The 22,083-nt window shown below is 66.2% G+C and carries 25 protein-coding genes and 1 tRNA gene; 16 read left to right on the top strand and 10 right to left on the bottom strand.

The window, feature by feature from the left end; all coding sequences use genetic code 11:
• Positions 1-107: 107 nt before the first annotated feature.
• Complete coding sequence (locus tag ACYVGE_RS16405) at positions 108-611, bottom strand: SHOCT domain-containing protein (protein WP_460731140.1); 504 nt, start codon at positions 609-611, stop codon at positions 108-110.
• 119 nt (positions 612-730) lie between these two features.
• Positions 731-1,408, bottom strand: a complete 678-nt coding sequence (locus ACYVGE_RS16400; protein WP_460731139.1) for a hypothetical protein — start codon at positions 1,406-1,408, stop codon at positions 731-733.
• A 116-nt stretch (positions 1,409-1,524) separates the two neighbouring features.
• Here ACYVGE_RS16400 and ACYVGE_RS16395 point away from each other — a divergent pair, with 116 nt between their 5' ends.
• A complete protein-coding gene (locus ACYVGE_RS16395; RefSeq protein WP_460731138.1) occupies positions 1,525-1,758 on the top strand; it encodes a DUF4224 domain-containing protein in 234 nt (77 codons plus the stop codon).
• Positions 1,759-1,805: 47 nt separating this feature from the next.
• Positions 1,806-2,111 (top strand): DUF4224 domain-containing protein, encoded by a 306-nt coding sequence (locus ACYVGE_RS16390; RefSeq protein WP_460731160.1) that lies wholly within the window; start codon positions 1,806-1,808, stop codon positions 2,109-2,111.
• A gap of 122 nt (positions 2,112-2,233) precedes the next feature.
• On the opposite strand, the gene ACYVGE_RS16385 is transcribed toward ACYVGE_RS16390, so the two are convergent.
• Positions 2,234-2,309, bottom strand: a tRNA-Phe gene (locus tag ACYVGE_RS16385).
• A gap of 166 nt (positions 2,310-2,475) precedes the next feature.
• On the opposite strand from ACYVGE_RS16385, the gene ACYVGE_RS16380 reads away from it, so the two are divergent.
• The gene (locus ACYVGE_RS16380; protein ID WP_460731137.1) at positions 2,476-2,913 is read left to right on the top strand and encodes a DUF6491 family protein; all 438 of its coding nucleotides are present in this window, start codon (positions 2,476-2,478) and stop codon (positions 2,911-2,913) included.
• Positions 2,914-2,920: 7 nt separating this feature from the next.
• On the opposite strand, the gene ACYVGE_RS16375 is transcribed toward ACYVGE_RS16380, so the two are convergent.
• From ACYVGE_RS16375 to ftsY, 4 genes are read right to left on the bottom strand one after another with little or no spacing between them, the layout of a single operon-like run.
• The gene (locus ACYVGE_RS16375; protein ID WP_460731136.1) at positions 2,921-3,193 is read right to left on the bottom strand and encodes an oxidative damage protection protein; all 273 of its coding nucleotides are present in this window, start codon (positions 3,191-3,193) and stop codon (positions 2,921-2,923) included.
• Between the two features lies 1 nt (position 3,194).
• On the bottom strand, positions 3,195-4,253 hold the full coding sequence (gene mutY / locus ACYVGE_RS16370) for an A/G-specific adenine glycosylase (protein ID WP_460731159.1): 1,059 nt from the start codon (positions 4,251-4,253) through the stop codon (positions 3,195-3,197).
• Positions 4,254-4,276: 23 nt separating this feature from the next.
• A complete protein-coding gene (locus ACYVGE_RS16365; RefSeq protein ID WP_460731135.1) occupies positions 4,277-5,566 on the bottom strand; it encodes an AsmA family protein in 1,290 nt (429 codons plus the stop codon).
• Positions 5,566-6,759 carry a signal recognition particle-docking protein FtsY gene (ftsY, locus tag ACYVGE_RS16360; protein ID WP_460731134.1) on the bottom strand — a complete coding sequence of 398 codons (1,194 nt, stop codon included), beginning with the start codon at positions 6,757-6,759 and terminating at the stop codon, positions 5,566-5,568. The genes ACYVGE_RS16365 and ftsY overlap by 1 nt, the downstream gene beginning before the upstream one ends.
• 65 nt (positions 6,760-6,824) lie before the next feature.
• Between ftsY and rsmD the strand changes: the two genes are divergently transcribed.
• The 7 genes from rsmD (at position 6,825) to ACYVGE_RS16325 (ending at position 12,421) form a co-directional block, all read left to right on the top strand.
• Positions 6,825-7,493, top strand: a complete 669-nt coding sequence (gene rsmD / locus ACYVGE_RS16355; RefSeq protein WP_460731133.1) for a 16S rRNA (guanine(966)-N(2))-methyltransferase RsmD — start codon at positions 6,825-6,827, stop codon at positions 7,491-7,493.
• Complete coding sequence (coaD, locus tag ACYVGE_RS16350; RefSeq protein ID WP_457097877.1) at positions 7,477-7,983, top strand: pantetheine-phosphate adenylyltransferase; 507 nt, start codon at positions 7,477-7,479, stop codon at positions 7,981-7,983. Before rsmD ends, coaD begins: the two co-directional genes overlap by 17 nt.
• Before the next feature lie 51 nt (positions 7,984-8,034).
• Positions 8,035-8,526 carry a hypothetical protein gene (locus tag ACYVGE_RS16345; protein ID WP_460731132.1) on the top strand — a complete coding sequence of 164 codons (492 nt, stop codon included), beginning with the start codon at positions 8,035-8,037 and terminating at the stop codon, positions 8,524-8,526.
• A 189-nt stretch (positions 8,527-8,715) separates the two neighbouring features.
• Entirely contained in the window at positions 8,716-8,967 is a 252-nt protein-coding gene (locus ACYVGE_RS16340; protein WP_310053530.1) for a YfhL family 4Fe-4S dicluster ferredoxin, read from the top strand.
• A 46-nt stretch (positions 8,968-9,013) separates the two neighbouring features.
• Complete coding sequence (ggt, locus tag ACYVGE_RS16335) at positions 9,014-10,732, top strand: gamma-glutamyltransferase (protein ID WP_460731131.1); 1,719 nt, start codon at positions 9,014-9,016, stop codon at positions 10,730-10,732.
• 85 nt (positions 10,733-10,817) lie between these two features.
• Positions 10,818-11,708 carry an MBL fold metallo-hydrolase gene (locus ACYVGE_RS16330; RefSeq protein WP_460731130.1) on the top strand — a complete coding sequence of 297 codons (891 nt, stop codon included), beginning with the start codon at positions 10,818-10,820 and terminating at the stop codon, positions 11,706-11,708.
• Positions 11,705-12,421 carry a TMEM43 family protein gene (locus tag ACYVGE_RS16325; RefSeq protein WP_460731129.1) on the top strand — a complete coding sequence of 239 codons (717 nt, stop codon included), beginning with the start codon at positions 11,705-11,707 and terminating at the stop codon, positions 12,419-12,421. The genes ACYVGE_RS16330 and ACYVGE_RS16325 overlap by 4 nt, the downstream gene beginning before the upstream one ends.
• A gap of 27 nt (positions 12,422-12,448) precedes the next feature.
• Here ACYVGE_RS16325 and upp read toward each other — a convergent pair whose 3' ends face one another.
• Positions 12,449-13,081, bottom strand: a complete 633-nt coding sequence (gene upp / locus ACYVGE_RS16320; protein ID WP_460731128.1) for a uracil phosphoribosyltransferase — start codon at positions 13,079-13,081, stop codon at positions 12,449-12,451.
• A gap of 133 nt (positions 13,082-13,214) precedes the next feature.
• Entirely contained in the window at positions 13,215-14,711 is a 1,497-nt protein-coding gene (locus ACYVGE_RS16315) for an aminotransferase class III-fold pyridoxal phosphate-dependent enzyme (protein ID WP_460731127.1), read from the bottom strand.
• Positions 14,712-14,823: 112 nt separating this feature from the next.
• Here ACYVGE_RS16315 and ACYVGE_RS16310 point away from each other — a divergent pair, with 112 nt between their 5' ends.
• The 6 genes from ACYVGE_RS16310 (at position 14,824) to secF (ending at position 21,132) form a co-directional block, all read left to right on the top strand.
• Positions 14,824-15,255, top strand: a complete 432-nt coding sequence (locus ACYVGE_RS16310) for an Lrp/AsnC family transcriptional regulator (RefSeq protein ID WP_310053524.1) — start codon at positions 14,824-14,826, stop codon at positions 15,253-15,255.
• Positions 15,256-15,324: 69 nt separating this feature from the next.
• Complete coding sequence (gene queA, locus ACYVGE_RS16305) at positions 15,325-16,383, top strand: tRNA preQ1(34) S-adenosylmethionine ribosyltransferase-isomerase QueA (RefSeq protein ID WP_460731126.1); 1,059 nt, start codon at positions 15,325-15,327, stop codon at positions 16,381-16,383.
• 325 nt (positions 16,384-16,708) lie between these two features.
• A complete protein-coding gene (gene tgt, locus ACYVGE_RS16300) occupies positions 16,709-17,854 on the top strand; it encodes a tRNA guanosine(34) transglycosylase Tgt (RefSeq protein WP_460731125.1) in 1,146 nt (381 codons plus the stop codon).
• A gap of 45 nt (positions 17,855-17,899) precedes the next feature.
• On the top strand, positions 17,900-18,238 hold the full coding sequence (yajC, locus tag ACYVGE_RS16295) for a preprotein translocase subunit YajC (protein ID WP_310053521.1): 339 nt from the start codon (positions 17,900-17,902) through the stop codon (positions 18,236-18,238).
• 58 nt (positions 18,239-18,296) lie between these two features.
• Entirely contained in the window at positions 18,297-20,165 is a 1,869-nt protein-coding gene (secD, locus tag ACYVGE_RS16290; RefSeq protein ID WP_460731124.1) for a protein translocase subunit SecD, read from the top strand.
• Between the two features lie 13 nt (positions 20,166-20,178).
• Positions 20,179-21,132 carry a protein translocase subunit SecF gene (secF, locus tag ACYVGE_RS16285; RefSeq protein WP_460731123.1) on the top strand — a complete coding sequence of 318 codons (954 nt, stop codon included), beginning with the start codon at positions 20,179-20,181 and terminating at the stop codon, positions 21,130-21,132.
• A 74-nt stretch (positions 21,133-21,206) separates the two neighbouring features.
• Here secF and ACYVGE_RS16280 read toward each other — a convergent pair whose 3' ends face one another.
• On the bottom strand, positions 21,207-22,025 hold the full coding sequence (locus ACYVGE_RS16280) for an inositol monophosphatase family protein (protein ID WP_310053518.1): 819 nt from the start codon (positions 22,023-22,025) through the stop codon (positions 21,207-21,209).
• Between the last annotated feature and the right edge of the window lie 58 nt (positions 22,026-22,083).

The following is a 22,083-nucleotide window of genomic DNA, read 5'->3' as shown; positions in this document are numbered from 1 at the left end:
CACTCATGCGACCTCCTCATACGGCCTGAGCAGGCCGGGTTCGATCCAATCGCCTAGGCCGAACCGCGAAGTGGCCTCGATGAATTGTTAGATTGCGGCTAGCGAAACTACTGGCCGTTTAAAGCTCGATGCTTGGCCGCTTCGAATTCGGCATCCGTCAGTAGCCCGCGCTTCCTCAGATCATCGAGCTTCAGCAACTCGGTGTAGAGGTCAGGCTTTGGCGCCGTCGCTGGGGTAGACGCTGACCCTGAGCTTGAGTTGTTCACAATGGTTACGTCCGCGCGGGGAATTAGAGCGCTCCCCGACGTCCCAGGGCCCCCTTGTTCGACCAATCTGAACTGGTACTCAGCGGCTGGCCAATGACCTGGCCCACCCGCAGGCGTCATTTCCATCGATATTGGAACAGCCACCTTTCCTTTATTTGCCGCAAAGTCGTTCGCGGCTTTTATGGCTTTTGTCTTGGTGGTCTGCGGGTTGCCGAAGATGCCCGCGTAGTTCTTGACTACGACCATGTATGTATCGGTCGAGAGTTGTACAAACTCGGGCTCGCCGCCTCGGGCCACTAATGGCGCAGCCAGCAGCAACACGGCACACAGAAATACGCGGAACATGGACTCCCCCCCGGTGAGGCCATCATCCTAGCAGCACCCGGCTCGCATCCTCGCCAGTTCGGCCTAGCGCCTAGGTCAGCCGTCCATAGTTAACTCAGAGCCACCCTTGAGGCTGCGGGTCAAGAGATGGACAGGACCTTGAGTCGTGCTTCTCTGTGGATGTATCGAAATTCGTACTCAGCCTCGACCAGATCCAAGCGAGTTAGCCTCATCGAAATATGCTGATCGGAATGCGGTTCGGCATCTTCGAGATAGGCGTATGCGAGGCCACCCTTAGGCCAGTGCGCCAGCATGTTCCCGCGAACTTCCACACTGTTTCCAAGTGGGCCGTCCGGGAATATTTGTTGAATGCTCAGCCCTTCAATCCCGTGTGCATCTAGTACATCCGCGCCCCGATTGACGATCTCGAAGAGCGCTCTGCCCAAAGGGAAATGGATTGCCGATAGTACGAATACCGGTTGGTACGTTGCGTCGGCCTGCGCATTCAAGCGCCGTGTCTGGGCTTCGAGCGCGTCTGCCTGGCGGCGCATTTCCGCTTGCTGTTCGGCCTGAGTGAGATTGTTCTGTTGTAGCTCGTTGCGCTGAAGTTCTAGTTCAGCCCGTTGCGCGAGAGCCGCGTAGAGGAGCCAAAGAAAGGCAAGCGGAGAGAAGAGGCCTGCGGCCAAGTCGCCGACTGTGTTTGGCTGGAGCCGATCCACCTCAGGCCAGCGATAACAGATCCAAATAATTGCGATGGCGAGGTATACGACCGTGAGCCCGCCGAAGAGCCGAACATTCGGCCCAGAATTGCTTGTCATCAGTCCTGTCGTCCCTGTGTCCCCATGTGCTTTTAGCTTAAGCGCTTGGGACAAATTTGGGACAGCGCCGCCCAAGCTGCAGATAATTGGTCCTTGTACCTGATGGGACAGGCGTCGTGAGCGAGACTTGGCTAACCCCCGGTGAGGTTGAGCAACTGACAGCGGTTAAGCGCTGGACGGCGCAGTGCCGAGCCTTGGCGCGCATGGGCATTCCATTCCTGCCTAACGCTGTAGGCCGCCCGTTGGTTGAAAGGGCTGTGCTGCTGGGCAAGGTAGTCACAAAACCGGCCCGAGTTGAGCCGAATTGGGGCGCTCTGCGCGTTCGCAGGCAGGCGGAGGACTCCGAGTGAGCCAGCCGCTCTTTCTAACCCCTGGCTCTCGCGGGCAGGTTTCCGAGATGACCGGGGCGCACACGCGAGAACGGCAGATTCGCGTCCTGCAGCAGAACGGGGTGCGGCACATCATCAATGCGGCGGGCTGGCCTGTTGTTCCAATCTCCGCGATCGATGGCTCGTCGGCGGCGTCTAAGGCCGAGCCGTTGCCGTGGCGTTCGAAAGCGCTGGACGCTCCACAATCGCGGCCGAAGCTGCAGCGGGATTGGGAGTCCTTACCAACACCCAGCGCCAACCTGAAAGGCGAGAGGCTGCGGCCTTACAAGCCACGGAAAGCGAGCACGACAGACGCGAAAAAGCCCGCGTCGTGAGCGGGCTTTGGTCGGTGTAATTTGTGTGTAACCGTGTCGGAAAATGCGGCAGAAAAGATGAAACTGGCTGCCATCACTTGCCACGCAAGAATCAAAAAACTGCTTGATTCTGCTGAAATAAATGGTGGCCGGGGAGGGAATCGAACCCCCGACACGGGGATTTTCAATCCCCTGCTCTACCAACTGAGCTACCCGGCCGAGTCACAAGCCGTGTAACGGCCGTGAAAGAAACGCGATGATACGGGGAGGACGGGCGACTGGCAAGCCGGATCGCCGCTGAACGTGGGGTGCGGGGGCGCATCCGCCGATTGCGGGCGGGCGCATCATCAGGGACACGGGCCAAAGTGCCGGCAGGGAGAACGCCATGAAACGTTTGCTTATTTCGCTCGCTGCGGTCGTGCTCGCGGTGCCGGCCTGCGCCTCGGGCGGCACGCCGGACCGCGACAGGCTCGCTCTTTACCAGGCCCATGCGATGCCGCCGGTCGAGAGTTTCCGCTACCTGAACCGCATCGATGGATGGACGCCGCTCGGCGATACCGCCGTGGCGATCTGGACGCATCCCAACGAGGCGTATCTGCTCGAAGTCGATACGCCATGCCCGGATCTCGAATTCGCCCAGGCGATCGGTCTCACCAGCAACTCGGGGACGGTCTACTCGCTCTTCGACAAGGTGATTCCGCGCGCCGGCGGCAGCACGCGCACGATGCCGTGTCCGATCCGCCAGATCCGGCCGCTCGACGTGAAGGCGCTCAAGTCGGCCGAGAAGGACATCCGCAGGCAGCGCGGGGACGCCAGCAGCTGAGGGAACGTCATTCCTCCGGCGGCACGTAACCCGCGGGCTTTTCCGCGTCGCCGCCGAAGAGGAATTTCTGCATCTCGACTTCGAGGAAGGCGCGGTGCTGCGGGTTCATCGGCGAGAGGCGGTTCTCGTTGATCAGCATGGTCTGGTGTGCGAGCCATTTCGCCCACGCCGCCTTGCCGATGTGTGCGAAAACGCGTTTGCCCAGCTCGCCGGGCCACGGCACGAAATCGAGGCCGTCGGTGTCGCGGTGTTCGTATTCGCAATGGACGATGCGGGGCATGTCAGGCTTCCAGTAGCTTGCGGATCGGCGCGGGTATGCCGAGCGAGGAAAGTTCAGCGCGCGCGACCCAGCGCAGATCGTCATTGTCGCCGACGCGTTCGCGCAGGGCGACGTCGCGCAGGCGCAGCGGTTGCAGGCGCAGTTTGTAGTGGCTGAAGGCGTGGTCGATGGAGGGCAGGCGCTCGGCCTGGCTGAAGTCGCCGGGCGATGCCTGCTCGAACCACTGGCGCGATGCCGTCGCGTCCTCCGCCTGCGGCAGCGTCCATAGCGACGCCCAGATGCCGGCCGGTGGGCGGCGCTGCATGAGCACTTCGCCGCTGGCGTTCTCCAGCCACAGCACGCACGCATGTTTCTGCGGCACGGCCTTGCCCGGCTTGGGCGTGGGCAGTTCGCCGATGCGGCCTTCGCGGCGCGCGCTGCAATCGTCCTGCAGCGGACACAGCACGCAGGCCGGATCGCTGCGCGTGCACAACGTGGCACCGAGATCCATCTGCGCCTGCGTGTAGTCGGCCATGCGTCCGTCCGGCAGATGCGACTCCGCCAGTGCCCACAATTGCTTCTCGATTGCCGGGAGGCCGGGATAGCCGTCGATGCCGTGGTAGCGCGTGAGCACGCGCTTCACGTTGCCGTCGAGGATCGCGTGGCGATCCCCCCAGGCCTGCGACAGGATCGCGGCCGCCGTGCTGCGGCCGATGCCGGGCAGGGCGGTCAATGCGTCGATGTCGCGCGGCAGTTCGCCGGCGTGCAGTTCCACGCAGCGTTGCGCCGCGGCCTGCAGGTTTCGGGCGCGGGCGTAGTAGCCGAGCCCGGACCACAGGGCCATCACGTCGTCGCGCGATGCGGCCGCCAGTGCCGGGAGCGTCGGCAGCGCTGCGACGAAACGCTCGAAGTAGGGAATGACGGTCTTCACCTGCGTCTGCTGCAGCATGATTTCCGACAGCCAGACGCGATAGGGCGTGCGCGGATGCTGCCATGGCAGATCATGGCGGCCGTTGATCCCGAACCAGTGCAGCACGCGGGGCGCGAAGGTGTCCGGATCGCCGTCGCGTGCCACGGCCATTGCCGTAGTGGGTTTGCGGGACTTCATGGAAGGCTTTCCCCGGCAGGCGCCGCGGTGTCATCGAATTCGACCTGCACGCCTTCGAGTTTCGCTCCCGAAATTTCCAGTTCGGGTGTTGTCAGTGTGCCGGACAGCGGCGGCAAAGGGGTTCCGTCCTTCTGCTCCATCCACTCGAGCACCTGCGGCAGGCGGAAGCGGCCGTCGAAGCGCGTGGCGTCGCGTCGCACCTGCAACACGGCGATATCCACGAATCCGGGCGACCCGTCGTAGCGCAGGTTCAAGGGCAATCGCGATTTCGATTGCCCGAGCGGCGGCGGCAACGCAGGCCATGCCTGCGGCCATTGCGCGAGCGCGCCGTCGAGTTGCAGGGTGAGCTTGCGGCCCAGGGCGATTGTTCCGCGTGCATCGAGGTCGGGAATAGGATCGTTGGCTTCATCGTTGCCGCCGTGGCGCCGCAGGGCCACGCCCGCGGGCGCGAGCGTCCAGGTGGCCTCGTCGAAATGCAGCGGACCGTGCAGCCCCAGCGCGAAAGGAACCCGCGTCGTCGCCGTTGCAAATGTCGCCGCCATTCCCAACCGCGCCGGCGTGATCCGCAGATCGTCCGCACCCAGGCGCAGCGGGCCGGAAAGCATGAGCGTTGCCGGCAGGTTCCAGTCCTTGCCGCGTTCGATCGTGACCTGCCCGTGGGTGGCGAAGCCGGTCGCACCGGCCCTGATCAATGCCTCGGGACGAATGATCGCCGCCGCCAGATCGGCGCGAATCGATAGCGGCGCGTCCAGGTAGCGTCCGCGCAGCCGTGCACGCAGCGGTTGCCGCGGATCGAGCAGCGGCACGTCGGCCTGGATGCCATCGATGCGCCAGTCGTCGTTGTCGATCTCACCGTCCCGGATGCGCAGTCCGTGGGTCAGGGTGGGCAGCCGCTTTTCCACGGTCGGCGGACGCGTGGCGAGCCAGTGCTGCAGCGCGGGCAGGTCGAGCCGGGGAGCATCGAGTTCGACGCGGCGCGCCACCAGTTCGCTGCCGCCCGCACGCAGCGTCGACCACGGCACTGCGACGTGGATGCGCTTGGCGCGAAGCAGGGTGCGTTCGGCGCCCGGTTCGCGCACGGCGACGTCGCGCAGCACCAGCATCGGCGTTCCGCGCAAACGGTATTCGCTGGCGCCACTGGCGGTGATTTCGAGTCCCAGTGCCGCGCCTGTGCGGTTGGTGACGATCGCCGCAATGCTCCGCGGCCGCGACAGCCAGAGCAGCGCGATGAGCGTCGCAATCGCCAGCAGGGCGATCACGAGCAGGATGCGGCCGCGGCGCGTCATCAGTTGGAGGTGGATGTTCCGAGGGCTTCCGGCAGGAGCGCATCGACGAAGGCGTCGGCATCGAACACGCGCAGGTCTTCCGGTCGTTCGCCGATGCCGGCGAAGCGGATCGGGATGCCGAATTCGCGTGCCAGCGCGAACACGACGCCGCCCTTGGCGGTGCCGTCGAGCTTGGTGACGACCAGACCCGTCACGCCGACCGCGGCGTGGAACTGGCGCAGTTGCGACAGCGCGTTCTGGCCCGTGGTGCCGTCGATCACCATCAGCACTTCATGCGGTGCATTGACGTCGAGCTTCTGGATCACGCGCTTGATCTTGCCCAGTTCGGCCATCAACCCCTGCTGTGTGTGCAGGCGGCCGGCGGTATCGGCGATCAGGACCTCAGTGCCGCGGGCCTGCGCCGCCTGCAATGCATCGAAGGCGACCGATGCCGCATCCGCATTCTGGCCCTGGGCGATGACGGGCACGCCATTGCGGTCGCCCCACGCCTGCAGTTGCGCGACGGCGGCGGCGCGGAAGGTGTCGCCCGCGGCCAGCATCAGCGGGCGGCCTTCATCCTTGAAGCGGCGCGCCAGCTTGCCGATGGTGGTGGTCTTGCCGACGCCGTTGACGCCGACCGTGAGCAGCACGAACGGCTTGATGCTGCGGTCGATCTGCAGCGGCTGCGCCACCGGGCGCAGCATCGCCACCAGGTCGCCGCGCAATGCCGCGAGCAGGGCATTGGCGTCGGTGAATTCGCGCGCCTTCATGCGCTTGCGCAGGTCTCCGACCAGATAGGTCGTGGCCGTGACGCCAACGTCAGCGGTCAGCAGCGCGGTCTCAATCTCGTCGAGAAGATCGTCGTCCAGGCGCGGATTGCGCGAGAACAGCCCGCTGAGGGAGCGTGCGAAGGCGCTGCCGCGCAGGCGGTCGCGCCAGCCCTTGCGGCCGGGGGCGGCCGGCTCGTCGGCGGCTTCGGCGGTCGGGACCGGGACCTGCTCCGGTGCGGGGGCCGGAGCTGGAGCCGGTTCGACTTCCATTGCAGCCGCTATGAATTCCGCCGGGACCGGTTCGGTTGCGAGCGGTCCAGTCGCCGCGGGTGCGTCCGCCGTGACCGCGTCGCTGTCCGGAGGCGGGATCGCAGCCTCGGTCGCACGCGAGTCGTTGGGCGCCGGTGGCACCTCGGGTTTCTTGCGGCGGAAAAAATTGAGCATCGCGAATGGGGGCGGGGAGTGCGCGAGAATGCACACATGATAGCCCCCCCGCTTCGCGTCGCCGGATGAACCGCCCGCATTCCACAGGCCGTGCCGCGCCCGGCAAGGTCCGGATCATCGGCGGTCGCTGGCGCGGCACGCGCCTGGACGTGGCCGATCTGCCCGGCCTGCGTCCAACCAGCGACCGCGTGCGCGAGACCCTGTTCAACTGGCTGCAGCCGGTGCTGCCGGGTGCGCGCGTGCTCGATCTGTTCGCGGGAAGCGGCGCGCTGGGGCTGGAGGCGCTGTCGCGCGGCGCCGCGGCGGCGGTGCTGGTCGAACGCGATGCGAAGCTGGCTGCCGCCCTGCGTGCCACCGTCGCGCGCTTGCAGGGCGGCGAGGCGGCGAGCGTCGTACAGGCCGATGCCATGGCCTGGCTGCATGGACAGCCCGATGGCGGTTTCGACCTCGCCTTCGTCGATCCGCCGTTCGACTCGAATTTCTGGGGCGGGGTGCTGCCCGCGCTGACGCCCAAGCTGTCCGCCACGGGCTGGCTCTACGTCGAATCCGCGCCTGAGGCCGCCGCCGCGCCGCCGCCGGAATGGGCCCTGCATCGCGAGGGGCGCACCCGCGAAGTCCGCTATGCCCTGTATCGGCGGCGGCCCGCGGACGCCACTGTTACACTGGCGCCCGACCCGGCTGGCGCACCGACGCCCACCACGAGCGAACCACCAGCGAATGACCGTGGCCCGTAACCGAATCGCCGTCTATCCCGGCACCTTCGACCCGATCACCAACGGCCACATCGACCTCGTCGATCGGGCCGCGCCGCTGTTCGAGCGGATGATCATTGGTGTTGCCGCCAGTCCCGGCAAAGGCCCGGCACTGCCCTTGGACCTGCGCGTGCGGCTGGCGCAGGAAGCCGTGGCCCATCACCCCAACGTCGAGGTCCGCGGTTTCGCCGGCCTGCTCGCGCACTTCGTGGACGAAGTGGGCGCTGGCGTGCTGATGCGCGGGCTGCGCGCGGTGTCCGACTTCGAGTACGAATTCCAGCTGGCGAGCATGAACCGCCACCTGATCCCCGACGTGGAGACGCTGTTCCTCACGCCGGCGGAGCAATACGGCTTCATTTCCTCATCGCTGGTCCGCGAGATCGCCCGCCTCGGCGGCGACGTCTCCGGCTTCGTGCCGCCAGCGGTGGCCTCCGCGTTGCAGGCGCAATGGCAACGCAACCTCGATGCATGATCCATCCGCAATAAACACACACATAACCACGCACTACTGGGGGAACGCCCGATGAAGATCTCTAACCGCCTGCTGCTCGCCGCCTGCCTTGTCCTGCCCTTCCTGGGCGCGTGCAAGAAGCAGGAAGCCGTGCAGGAAACCGCCAAGGCGGCCGTCGCCATGCCGGCCTCTGCGACCGACGACAACGCCTGGAATGCGTACCTGACCGACGTGGTCACCCGCAACCTCGAAGGCGCGACCAGCACCTACGTGTACACGCTGCCGGCCGAGACCTCCGCCGACTTCCAGGGCTCCTACGATCGCCAGCTGGAAAAGGCGGAAGAGGACATGTCGCGCGGTGGCGTCGAAGGCACACTGCTGGCTTTCGGTGGCCCGAGCTCGGCCAAGAGCGCCGACCTCGCCACCGCTGCCTTCGCCAAGGCGATGCCGAACAGCATGAAGGGCGTCAAGGTGCTCTTCATCGGTGCGCAGGCTGACAGCGATCGCGTCAAGGCGGCGGTCGACCCGTCGGGCGCAACCTTCAAGTTCGTCGAAGCCAAGTGACGATCTGGCCCGCGCCCGCTACGGCGGGCGCGGCCCTGCCAGATCGTCATCCCGGCGCAGGCCGGGATCCATTTTGCTGTTGTTTCTGCTGTTTACAGAGCAAAATCAAAATAGGTTCCAGCTTCCGCTGGAACGACGGAGTTTTTCCGTCGATGAGGAGTAGGACGGTAATCGTCCAGATTTGAAACCATGGCGCTGAAGATCAACGAGCTCTGCGTCAACTGCGATGTCTGCGAACCGGCATGTCCGAACCAGGCCATCTCGCAGGGCGAAACCATCTACGTGATCGATCCGTCGCGTTGCACCGAATGCGTGGGCCACTTCGACGAACCGCAATGCGTGGTCGTCTGTCCGGTCGAGTGCATCGACCCGGATCCCGCCTTCCCCGAATCCAACGAGCAGCTGCTGGCCAAGCTCGCGCGCCTGCAGGCGCCGGGCTGATGCGGCCGCCTCGCCCTCGTTCGTCCAAACCCCGCCTGTGAGAAAGATGCCGATGCCATTGCGCGCGCTACTGCTGTGCCTGGTGTTGTTGTTCGCGTCCTTGGATGCCTGCGCGGCGGGACCCGCGCCTGCGACTAAGCAGCCGCACCCACCGGGCGCCGCCATTGCCAGTGGCCATGTGCTGGCGACGCACGCCGGGCTGGAGATGATCCGCGCCGGTGGCAATGCGTTCGACGCGGCCGTGGCGGTGTCGGCGACGCTGGCCGTGGTCGAGCCGATCAGTTCCGGCATCGGCGGCGGCGGCTTCTTCCTGCTCCACGATGGCAAGACCGGCAAGGACGTCTTCGTCGACGCCCGCGAAACCGCCCCGGCCTCCGCCACGCCCGCGGCGTTCCTCGACGAGAAGGGCGAACTCGATCGCGATCGTGCGACCAACGGCCCGTGGTCGGCGGGCATTCCCGGCCTTCCGGCGGCGCTGGTTCACCTGGCGCAGAAGTACGGACGCCTGCCGCTCAGGGCCACGCTCGCGCCGGCGATCCGGCTCGCGCGCGAGGGCTTCGAGATCTATCCGCGTCTGGAAAAGGGCTACGCCAGCCGCCGCGCGGTGATGGAACGTTATCGCGGCACGCGCGCGGTGTTCCTCGCCGACGGCACGCCGCCGACGACGGGCGAGATCCTCAAACAGCCCGAACTCGCACGCACGATCGAGTTGATCGCCGAGAAGGGCTTCGACGGCTTCTACCGCGGGGACACGGCGAACAAGCTGCTCGCAGCCGTGAAGGAAGAAGGCGGAAAGTGGCGCGCCGATGAACTCACCGGCTATCGCGTCAAGGAACGCGAGCCACTGCATTTCCGCTACCGCGACTGGGACGTCACCACCGCGCCGCCGCCGTCGTCGGGTGGCGTGGCGCTGGCGGAAATGCTGCACATGCTCGAAGGCTGGGACCTGGCGAAGCTGGATTCCGCGCATCGCCACCACGTCGTCGTCGAGGCCATGCGCCGCGCGTACCGTGATCGCACGATCTACCTTGGCGACCCCGACTTCGTGAAGATGCCGGTGCGGCGCCTGACGAGCCCGGACTACGCGGCCGGCCTGCGTGCCGGCATCCATCCCGACAAGGCCACGCCGAGCGCGCTGCTGCCGGGCGAGCCCGCACCGCTCGAAGACGACGAGACCACGCACTTCTCGATCATCGATGCCGATGGCAACCGCGTCTCCGCAACGCAGACGGTGAACCTGTTGTACGGCTCGGGCATGGTCGCGCCCGGTACCGGCGTGTTGCTCAACAATGAGATGGACGACTTCGCGCTGCGCCCGGGCACGCCCAATGCGTTCGGCGTGATGGGATTCGCCGCCAACGCGCCGGAAGCGGGCAAGCGCATGCTCAGCTCGATGACGCCCAGCTTCATCGAGTCCAAGGACCGGCTCGCGGTGATCGGCGCGCCCGGTGGCAGCCGCATCATCACCGAGGTGCTCGTTGGCATCCTCGGCTACGACGCCGGCCTGGACGCGCAGCAAGTCGCCGCCTTGCCGCGCTTCCACCACCAGTGGATGCCGGATGCGATCTCGTCCGAACCGGGTGCGATCGATGCGGCGACCGTGTCGGCGTTGCAGGCAATGGGCCACACGGTGAACGTGGCCGAAACACCGTGGGGCAACCTGCAGACCGTGTCGTGGGACAAGCGCACCAATACGCTGGAAGGCGGTTCCGATCCGCGCAATCCCGTCGGCAGCGCCGAGGTGCTGCCAAGCGGAAGCCGTTGATCCTGCTGGGCGGAACGCTGCGTCCACTTCGCCATAGCGGTATTCGGCGCGATAATCACGCCATGCCTCCATTGGAAAAGCGGCAATGAAGCTCTGGTCCCTGCTCGGCAACAGCCAGAAACTCGACGGCGGCGCGATGTTCGGCAATGCGCCCCGCGCGATGTGGGAGAAGTGGTCGCCGCCCGACGCGCATAACCGCATCGACCTGGCCTGCCGCGCACTGCTGGCCAGCCCGCTCGCCGGAAAGACCGTGTTGTTCGAGGCCGGCATCGGTGCATTCTTCGAGCCGAAGCTGCGCGAGCGCTATGGCGTCGTTGAAGAGCGCCATGTGTTGCTGGACTCGCTGGCCGCCGCGGGCTTCAAGCCGGAAGACATCGACGTGGTCGTGCTCTCGCACCTGCATTTCGACCATGCCGGCGGCGTGCTGGCGGCATGGGAAGAGGGCGTGGCGCCGCGGCTCGTGTTCCCCAATGCGAGCTATGTCGTCGGACGCGAGCATTGGGAGCGCGCACGCAAGCCGCACCCGCGCGACCGCGCGAGCTTCATCGCCGAGTTGCCGGGGCTGCTGGAAGCGACGGGCCGGCTTGAGCTGGTTGATGGCGCGCATTCGAAGACGCTCGGCAACGCCGTGCGCTTCCACTACAGCGATGGCCACACGCCGGGGCTGATGCTGTCGGAAATCGTCGGCCCGGACATGGTCAACGGCGACGCGCATGGTGGCGTGGTGTTCTGCGCCGACCTGATCCCCGGCCGCCCGTGGGTGCATGTGCCGATCACCATGGGCTACGACCGCAATGCCGAGCTGCTGATCGACGAGAAGAAGCAGTTTCTCGAGGACAAGCTGGTGCGCAACGTGCACCTGTTCTTCACCCATGATCCCGGCTGCGCGCTCGCCCAGGTCGTTCGTGACGAGAAGGGCAAGTTCGGTACCGCGCACGAAGTGGCCACGTTGCACGCCAGGGCCCTGGCAGCGTGACGTTTCCGTTCCGCCTCGCCGCGTCGGCGCTGTTGCTGCTGCAGGCAGCGCCCGCCTGGGCGCAGGGCGAACCCGAGAGCTTTCCCGATCCGGGGCAGTCGCTGGTGGACCCCGATTTCAGGGTGGGCACGCGTGAATTCGGTCTCGACCGCCGGGTCGAGATGTACCAGTGGCAGCGCGGCGAGCACGGATACGAACACGCCTGGCACGATGCGCCGATCGAATCCTCCGGCTTCGATGCGGCGCATGCGAATCCGCCCAGGCTGCCGCTCGAGAACCGCCGCTGGTGGGCGGAAAAGCCAACGCTGGATGGCAAGCCGCTGGATCCGGCGGTACTGCGCAGCCTCGGCGAATGGCGGGTGATGCGGCCCAACTTCTCGCGCCTGCCGGCCAACCTGGCCGCGTCCTTCCAGCCGGAGGGCGAAGGCCTGGGGAGCGCGGAAAATCCCCTGGAACCCCAGGTGGGCGACCTGCGGGTGAGTTGGCGCGAACTGGTGTTGCCGCCGCTTGCCGGGAAGGTCGTGTTGCGCGCGGACGTCTGGCGCCTGGTGGCGGATTCCGACGATGGTGAGCACTCGATTCAGCCGCTTGCTCCCGTCGCCTCCGGGCCCGGGCACGCGCAGCGCGTCTGGCCATTCCTTGCCGGCGGACTGGTAGCGATCGCCGGCGCGATCATCATTGCGCTGCGACGCAGGCGGCAGCGCAAGGCCTGAGCGGGACGAATCTCCCTGGCGTCGGCGTTACCCGTGCCGCGTCCCGAAGATCTTGTCGCCCGCGTCGCCCAGGCCCGGCAGGATGTAACCGACCTCGTTGAGGCGCTCGTCGATCGAGGCCGTGTAGACCTCGACATCCGGGTGGCGGGCCTCGAGCGCGCGCAGGCCTTCCGGGGCCGCGACCAGGAACAGGCCCTTGATGCGCCGGCAGCCTGCCGCCTTGAGCATGTCGATGGTCGCGATCAGCGTGCCGCCCGTGGCGAGCATGGGATCCAGGATCAGCGCGGTGCGCTCCTCCATGCGGCTGGTGAGCTTCTCGTAGTAGCCGATCGGTTGCAGCGTGCGCTCGTCGCGTTGCAGGCCGACCACGCCCACCTTGGCCGCGGGAATCAGCTCGAGCACGCCGGGCAGCATGCCCAGGCCGGCGCGCAGGATCGGTACCAGCGTGATCTTCGCGCCCTTGATCCGATGCGTGGCGACGGGGCCGGCCCAGCCGTCGATCACGACTTCCTCGGTTTCAAGGTCGGACGTGGCCTCGTAGGTGAGCAGCGTCGCGACTTCCGAGGCGAGTTCGCGGAATGCCTTGGTGCTGATGCCGGCCTCGCGCATCAGGCCCAGCTTGTGCCGCACCAGCGGATGGCGGACTTCGACGATCTTCATGCGGCGAGCATAAGTGCAAGTTCGACAGAGCGGAACCGCTGCCCGCGCCAGCGGAAGAGGTGCGTTGAATCGCCAGAAAAACAGAAGGCCGGATCTACCGGCCTTCTGGAGCACCATCGGGGGGAATGGGCTCTCAGGCCGCGGCGGCCTGCCGGGCGCGCGGACCTTCCTTCAACGCCCGCGCGACCATGCCGACCATCAGGTCGATCTCTTCGCTGGTGATGTTGAAAGTCGGGGTGAAGCGCAGCGAGTTGACGCCGCCGTGGATCACGCCGAGGCCATGCTCGCGCAACCATTCCTCGGTCGAGTTCGCGCCGTAGCACTTGAACTCGTTCGACAGCTCGCAGGAGAACAGCAGGCCGGTGCCCTGGACCTTGGTGATCATGCCGCCGAGTTCCGACTTCAGCTTCTCGAGCTTGTCGGTCGCTTCCTTGCCCTTGGCGCGGATGTTCTCGCGCAACGCCGGCGTCACCTGCTTGAGTACCGCCACCGCGACGTCGAGCGCGCGCGGATTGGTGGTCATGGTGTTGCCGTACAGGCCCTTCTTGTAGATCTCGCCGGCGCGCTTGCTCACCGCGAGCACCGACAGCGGGTACTGTCCGGCATTGAGCGCCTTGGAATAGGTCTCCATGTCCGGAGCTTCGATGTTCTCGAAGCCGGGGTAGTCGACGATCGACAGCACGCCGTTGGCGCGCAGGCCGGCCTGGATCGAGTCGACCAGCAGCAGCGAGCCATGCGCCCGGGTCAGCTCGCGCGCCGCGTTGTAGAACGCGACCGGCACGCCGCGGCCCGGATCGCCTTCGCCCATCACCGGCTCGAGGAACATCGCCTCGATGAACCAGCCGTTGGCGTCGGCATCGGCAAAGGCCTTCTTCAGCGCGTCGATGTCGTAGGGCTCGACCGCCAGCACGCTGTCCTCGCCCCGGTAGCTGGCCAGGTACTGCGCATAGGTCTTGCGCGAGGAATCCGAATACAGGGCAGGGCGCTCGGTGCGGCCATGGAAGCTGCCCTTCACCACCAGGCGCTTGATCGTGCGGCCGGCATGGCGCGCGCCCGGATCGGTCATGGTCTTGGCATTGGCGTCGACGATGCGCGAGGCCAGCGACACGGATTCCGAACCCGAGTTGAGGCACAGGAACTTGTCGTACGGGCAGGCGCCGCGGCTCACGCCGATGGCGGCGCGGATCGCCTTCTCGAAGCGCAGCTGCGTCAGCGATGGCGTCATGATGTTGGCCATCGCCTGCGGCTTGGCCATCGCGTCGATCACGGCCTTCGGGGTGTGGCCGAAACCGAGCATGCCGTAGCCGCCCGAGTCGTGCAGCACGGCGCCCTTGAGCGTGACGATCCACGGGCCGCGGGCGGCGAGGGCGATGTAGGGGTTCACGCCATCGTCGGCATAGAAGTTGACGTAACCGGCCTGGACGGCGCGCAGCTGCGCTTCCTCGTCCAGGTCGAGCAGGTCGGCGAATTCACCCTTGATGCTTTCGTACTCGGCCACGGCCGCATCGATGGCCTGGACCAGGTCGGGATGCGAAGCGGCGAATTTCACGATGACGGTGTCATCGAGGCCGACGGTGCGGCGCTTGCCACCATGGGCGCGCAGGGGTACGAGCTTTTCGGTCACGGCCATGGGGATTCTCCTGATAATTTGCCTATTATCGGGATAATTTCGTCGATCGGTAGTAATGAATTGGACGAAATAGTTGGTTATTTCGTCGATATGACGAATACAATTGTGCAATATGAAGATAACCGCCACCGACCAGCAGCTGCTCACCGTGCTGCGCGAGAACGCCCGCGCCTCGACCGCCGAGATCGCGCGCCGGTTGAAACTGTCGCGTACCACCGTGCAGAGCCGGATCGAGCGGCTGGAGCGGCAGGGCGTGATCGGCGGCTACACCGTGCGGGTCAACGACGCGGCCGAGCGTGGCCATATCCGCGCCCACATCATGATCACCGTGCTGCCCAAGCAGATGGCGGCCGTGGTCGAGTCGCTCCGTGCTATGCCCGAGGTGCGCGCATTACATTCGGTCAGCGGCTCCTTCGACCTGGTGGCGATGGGCGTGGTCCCGACCGTGTCGGAAATGGACGAGCTGACCGACCGCATCGGAGCGGTGGACGGGGTGGAGCGCACCACCTCGTCGATCATCCTGTCGGCGAAGTTCGAGCGGTAGGTCGGCCGGGCCAGGGGCGGAATGCCCGGAAGCCCTACAATTGCCGGCTCCCCGCCGCTTGCCCGCCCCTTGAAGAAGTCAGATTTCCATTACGACCTGCCCCCGGAGCTGATCGCCCAGGCCCCCCTGGCCGAGCGTTCGGCCAGCCGGCTGCTGGTGGTGCCACCGGGCGGGGCGGCCCCGGACTGGCGTTTCGAGGACCGCGGGTTCCGCGACCTGCCGTCCCTGCTGCAACCGGGCGACCTGCTCGTGTTCAACGACACCCGCGTGATCCCGGCGCGGCTGTTCGGACAGAAGGCCACCGGCGGCCGGGTCGAGATCCTGATCGAACGCCTGCTGGGCGGATCCGACGCGCGCGTGCAACTGGGGGTCAGCAAGTCGCCGAAGGACGGCGCGCGCATCGCGCTCGATGCCGGCGGTGAACTGGAAGTGCTGGGCCGCGACGGCGAGTTCTACCTCGTGCGCTTCCATGTGCCCGAATCGCTGGAGCAATGGCTGCTGCATGCGGGACGGCTGCCGCTGCCGCCCTACATCCAGCGCGAACCCGGCGTGGACGACGACGAGCGCTACCAGACCGTGTTCGCCCGCGAAGTCGGCGCCGTGGCGGCACCGACGGCAGGCCTGCACTTCGACGACGCGCTGCTCGACGCCCTGCGCGCGCGCGGCGTGCAGTTCGGCCACGTCACCCTGCATGTCGGCGCCGGCACGTTCCAGCCGGTGCGCGTCGAGAACCTCGACCAGCACGTGATGCACAGCGAATGGCTCAACGTCGGCGCGGAACTGATCGAACAGATCCGGCGTACGCGCGAAGCCGGCGGTCGCGTGGTCGCGGTCGGCACGACGGTGGTGCGCGCGCTGGAAAGCGCAACACGCCTGGATGAAGCGGGGGAGGGTGAACTGCAGCCGTTTGCCGGAGAGACGCGCCTCTTCATCCTGCCGGGCTACCGTATCCGCTCGGTGGACGCGCTGATCACCAATTTCCACCTGCCGGAAAGCACGCTGCTGATGCTGGTCTCGGCCTTCGCCGGCAAGGCGCGGATCTTCGCCGCCTACGAGCACGCGATCCGCCAGCGCTACCGGTTCTTCTCCTACGGGGACGCGATGTTGTTGTATCCGCGGCCCGAGTAGTTTCGGACGTCGTTGTTGTATCCGCGGCGGAGTAGTTTCGGACGTCATCCCGGCGAAAGCCGGGATCCATTTTGTTGTTGCTTTTGCTCTTTCGAAAGCAGGAAGCGAAGGCGAAAGCGAAAGCAAAATGGATCCCGGCTTGCGCCGGGATGACGAGCAACGGCAACGGCAACGGCAAAGGCCAAAGGCCAAAGGCCAAAAGCCAAAAGCCAAAAGCCAAACGCCAAAGGCCAAAGGCCAAAGGCCAAAGGCCAAAGGCCAAAGGCCAAAGGCCAAAGGCCAAAGGCCAAAGGCCAAAGGCAAGAAAGAGAGCTGAGCAATACATATGAGCCGGATGTCCTTCCAACTGCTGAAAACCGATGGCGCCGCGCGCCGCGGCCGCCTCACCTTTCCGCGCGGCACGGTGGAAACGCCGGCGTTCATGCCGGTGGGCACCTACGGGTCGGTGAAGGGCGTGCTGCCGGAGCAGGTCGGCGAACTCGGTGCCGAGATCATCCTGGGCAACACCTTCCACCTGTTCCTGCGCCCCGGCCTGGACGTGATTGCCGACCATGGCGGCCTGCACGGTTTCGCCCGCTGGAACGGACCGATCCTCACCGATTCCGGCGGCTTCCAGGTGTTCTCGCTGGCGCACCGCCGCAAGATCACCGAGCAGGGCGTGAAGTTCGCCGCGCCGACCGATGGTTCGCAGGTGTTCCTCGGGCCGGAGGAGAGCATGCACATCCAGAAAGTGCTCGGCTCGGACATCGTGATGATCTTCGACGAGTGCCCGCCGGTGCACGTCGACGGCGTGGCGGTCGGGGCCGAGCTGGTGAAGCGGTCGATGGAGCTCTCGCTGCGCTGGGCCGAGCGCAGCAAGCGCGCGCACGAGGGCAACGACGCGGCACTGTTCGGCATCGTCCAGGGCGGCGTCCACCACGACCTGCGCACCCGATCGGCGACGGCGCTCAAGGACATCGGCTTTGACGGCTACGCGATCGGCGGCCTGGCGGTGGGCGAGACGGAGGCCGAGCGCAACCACATGCTCGAACACACCGCGCCGCAATTGCCGGAAGACCACCCGCGCTACCTGATGGGGGTAGGGCGGCCGGAGGACCTGGTGGAAGCGGTTGCGCGCGGCGTCGACATGTTCGATTGCGTGATGCCGACCCGCAACGCCCGCAATGGCCACTTCTTCACCGCCACGGGGGCCGTGCGCATCCGCAATGCGATGTATGAGCGCGACACCCGGCCGATCGAGGAGGGGTGCGACTGCTACACCTGCCGCAGCGGCTTCAGCCGCAGCTACCTGCGCCACCTGGACCGCTGCAACGAGATGCTCGGCCCGGTGCTGGGGACTTTGCACAATCTGCGCCATTACCAGCGCCTGATGGCCGGGATGCGCGAAGCCATCGCCGCGGGAACCTTCACCGCGTTCCGGGAGTCCTTCTATGCCACCCGAGCCATGCCCGTCCCCCGACTCGGGGTCTGACGGCGTGCCATAATCCCCCGTTATTTCGCTTCCGGAAGCACCCCAATGAACCTGCTCGACCTCCTGATCGCTCCCGCCTATGCCCAGGCCGCGGCCCAGCCGCAGGGCTTGGGTGGCTTCGGCCTGCTGATGCCGATCGCGCTGATCGCGATCATGTACTTCCTGATGATCCGCCCGCAGATGAAGCGGCAGAAGGAACACCGCGCCATGCTCGACAAGCTGTCGAAGGGCGACGAAGTGCTGACCAATGGCGGCATCGCCGGCGTGGTCACCGACATCGGTGAGAACTTCATCACGGTCGAGGTAGCCGACAACGTGCGCCTGCGCATCCAGAAGGGCGCCGTTGCCAATGTCCTGCCCAAGGGCACCTTGAAGTCGGCATAAGCCGCCTTCATCACGTTTTGCACGACGGCGGCCGGGGAGCTGCCACGGGACCTTTTAGATGCTGACTTACGCACGCTGGAAATACGTTGCCTTCCTGGTCGTCCTGCTGCTCAGCGCCGTGTATGCGGTGCCGAACATGTTTCCGCAGGACCCGTCGGTACAGGTCACCGCCAATCACGGTGCCCCCGTCGACGAGTCGCTGCGCAAGCGCGTGGCCGACAGCCTGCAGAAGGCCGGCATCGCGACCAAACAGGTCGAGATCGACAAGAAAAAGAACAACCTGCTGGTCCGCCTGACCAATCCGGACCTGCAGGTTAAGGCGGCCGACGCGCTGCGCCCTGAGCTGGGCAGCGACTACATCGTGGCGCTCAACATCGCCTCGACCGTGCCGGACTGGCTGGAAAAGCTCGGTGCGCGGCCGATGTCGCTGGGCCTCGACCTGCAGGGCGGCGTGCACTTCCTGATGCAGGTGGACCAGAAGGCCGCGCTCGAGAAGCGGCTGGACGCGACGGCCGAAGACCTGCGCGTGCTGCTGCGCGAGAATCGCATCGCCTACGTCTCGGTGGACCGCCGTCCCGACAACAGCATCGTGGCCACGCTGCGTGATGCCGGCGCCGCCAGTGCCGCCACGGGCGCGATTGCCAAGAGCCAGCCCACGCTGGTGCAGCAGGCACAGGGCAACCAGATTGCCCTGCAGGTGCAGCCAACCGAGCTGCAACGCTACGCCGCGGATGCGATCGAGCAGAACGTCGCCACCCTGCGCAACCGCGTCAACGCGCTGGGCGTGGCCGAACCGGTGATCCAGCGCCAGGGCAACGACCGCATCGTCGTCGAGCTGCCGGGCGTGCAGGACACCGCCCAGGCCAAGCGCATGATCGGCGCGACGGCCACGCTGGAATACCGCGCGGTCGTCGAAGGCAATGCCATCGACGCGGTCCAGAGCGGCAACGTGCCGCCCGAGGCGCGCGTCTACTACCGCCGCGAACGCGGCCCGGACGGCAAGCCGATACCGATCCTGCTCAACAAGCGCGTGATCGCCTCGGGTGACCAGCTGGTGGGCGCGACCACCGGCTTCGACCAGCGCAGTGGCTCGCCGACCGTGTCGGTGCGCCTCAACAGCGCCGGTGGCCAGCGCATGTTCGACTTCACCAGCGAGAACGTCGGCAAGCCGATGGCCGTGGTCTACATCGAGCGCCTGCCGGAAGTGAAGATCGTCGACGGCAAGGAAGTGCGCAGCACCCGCATCAGCGAAGAAGTGGTGTCGGTCGCGACCATCCAGGGCGTGTTCAGCAACGAATTCCAGACCACTGGCCTGAGCAGCCAGGAAGCGGCGGACCTGTCCAAGCTGCTGAAGTCCGGTTCGCTGGCGGCACCGATGGACTTCGTCGAGGAGCGCATCGTCGGCCCGAGCCTGGGCAAGGAGAACGTCGAGCGCGGCCTGCGCGCGGTGACCTATTCGTTCGTCTTCGCGCTGGTTTTCTTCCTGTTCTATTACCGCATGTTCGGCGTGGTCACCTGCATTGCGCTGCTGCTCAACCTGTTGATGGTGTTCGCGCTGATGTCGTTCTTCGGCGCCACCATGTCGCTGCCGGGCCTGGCGGGTATCGCGCTGACGGTAGGTATGTCGGTCGACGCCAACGTGCTGATCAACGAACGCATACGCGAGGAGTTGCGGCTTGGCCTGCCTCCACAGACGGCGATCGCGACCGGTTACGACCGCGCCTCCGGCACCATCCTCGATGCCAACGTCACCGCGTTCCTGGTCGGCCTGGCCATGGCGGCGTTCGGTACCGGCCCGCTGCGCGGTTTCGGCATCACCACGATGCTGGGTATTGCCACTTCGGCCTATACGGCCGTGTCCGTCTCGCGCGCCATCGCCACGCTGATCTACGGTGGCCGCCGCAGGCTGAAGACGATCTGGATCTGAGGGAGCCGCTTCCATGAAACCTTTCAACTTGTTCCCTTACGACAGCCACATCAACTTCATGCGCGTGCGCATGGTGTCGCTGGCCATCGCGGCCATGCTGATGTTCGTGGCGATCGGGGCCATGGCCGTCAATGGCTTCAACTTCGCCCTCGACTTCACCGGCGGCGTGGGCGTCGAGCTGCGCTTCGCCAAGCCGATCGAGGTCGAGGCGGTCCGTTCGCGCCTGGCCACAGCCGGTTACGAAAACGCCCAGGTGCAGAGCTTCGGCACCGGCACCGACCTGCTGGTCCGCTTGCAGGCGAAGGAAGGCGCCGCCAGCAGCAAGGTGGCGACGAGCGTCGCGCAGGACGTGAAGCAGGCCGCTTCCACGGCCGACAACCCGGCCGAAGTGCGCAGCAGCGCCGAGATCAGCGCGCAGGTCGGCAAGGAGCTGCGCGACAAGGGCATCCTCGCCCTGGTGTTCGTGGTCCTGGGCTTCCTGATCTACATCTCGTTCCGCTTCGAGTGGAAGTTCGCGGTCGCGGCCATCATCGCGACCTTGCATGACGTGGTGATCGTGGTCGGCTGGTTCGCCTTGACCGGGCACGAATTCGACCTGACCGTGCTGGCCGGTGCGCTATCGGTGATGGGCTACTCGGTCAACGACACCATCGTGGTGTTCGACCGCGTGCGCGAGAACTTCCGCTCGATGCGCGCCACGCCGTCGGAAGTGCTGAATGCGTCGGTCAACCAGACGCTGTCGCGTACCGTGATCACCTCGTTCGTGGCCTTCCTGACCGTGCTGGCCCTGTACATCTACGGTGGCAACTCGCTGCGCGGCATGGCGGAGTCGCAGATGATCGGCATCATCATCGGCACGCTGTCCTCGATCTTCGTCGCCTGCCCGCTGCTGATGTGGCTGGGTGCGAGCAAGCAGGACCTGATGCCGAAGGCGCGCGACGAAGCCGCCCTGGCGCGCCGTCCGTAAGGCCGGCAACACGGCAACAAAAAAAGGCCGCGCATTGCGCGGCCTTTTTTTTTGCGGTCCGTTGCCCGAACCGTTCAATCCAGGGCGTTCGCGTATCCCGTCGCCACGATCTTGTTCTGCAGGGCATCGCAGATCTTCAGGTTGCCGGCGACCAGCGGACGACCCATCAGGCCGCGCGTGTCCATCGGGCCCGTCGAACGGCCGCGGTAGTCGACGACCTTTCCGCCGGCCTCGCGCACCATCAATGCGCCGGCGGCGATGTCCCAGGGCTTCACGCCGGATTCGAAGTACGCATCCGCGCGGCCGCAGGCCACGTAGGCTAGGTCCAGCGCCGCGGAACCCGTACGGCGGATGTCCTCGGCATCCTGCAGCAGGGCTTCGATGCACTTGAGGTGGGCGCCGACGCTCTTGCGCTCGCGCGGCGGGAAGCCGGTGATCAGGAAGGCGCCGTTGAGGTCCTTGCGCTCGGCGACACGGATCTTCTTGTCGTTGAGGGTCGCGCCGCTGCCGCGGCTGGCGGTGAACAGATCGTTGCGCAGCGGATCGAAGATCACGCCATGGATCGGCTCGCCGTTCTCGACCAGGGCGATGGATACGCAGAAATGCGGGAAGCCGTGCAGGTAGTTGCTGGTGCCGTCGAGCGGGTCGATGACCCAGGTGAAGCGGCCGGAACCCTGCGCGCCGCCTTCCTCGCCGAGGATGGCGTAATCGGGCGTGGCCCGGCGCAGTTCCTTGATGATGACCGTTTCGGCCTGCCCGTCCACTTCGCTGGCGTAGTCCAGCCGGTCCTTCTCCACGACGTTGAGCGCGTCGAGCTTGTGCATGTTGCGCAACAGCACATTGCCGGCGGCGCGGGCGGCCTTGACCATGAGGGTGACGGCGGGCTTCTGCATGGCGATACGGGCCTCTGATCGGGGCTGGGGACGGGCTGGCGGGTGCGAAAGAGCGGGC

The organism is Lysobacter rhizosphaerae, from assembly GCF_054779795.1.
Note: the sequence above shows the minus strand (reverse complement) of the source record. Positions and strands in the feature narration are given on the sequence as shown.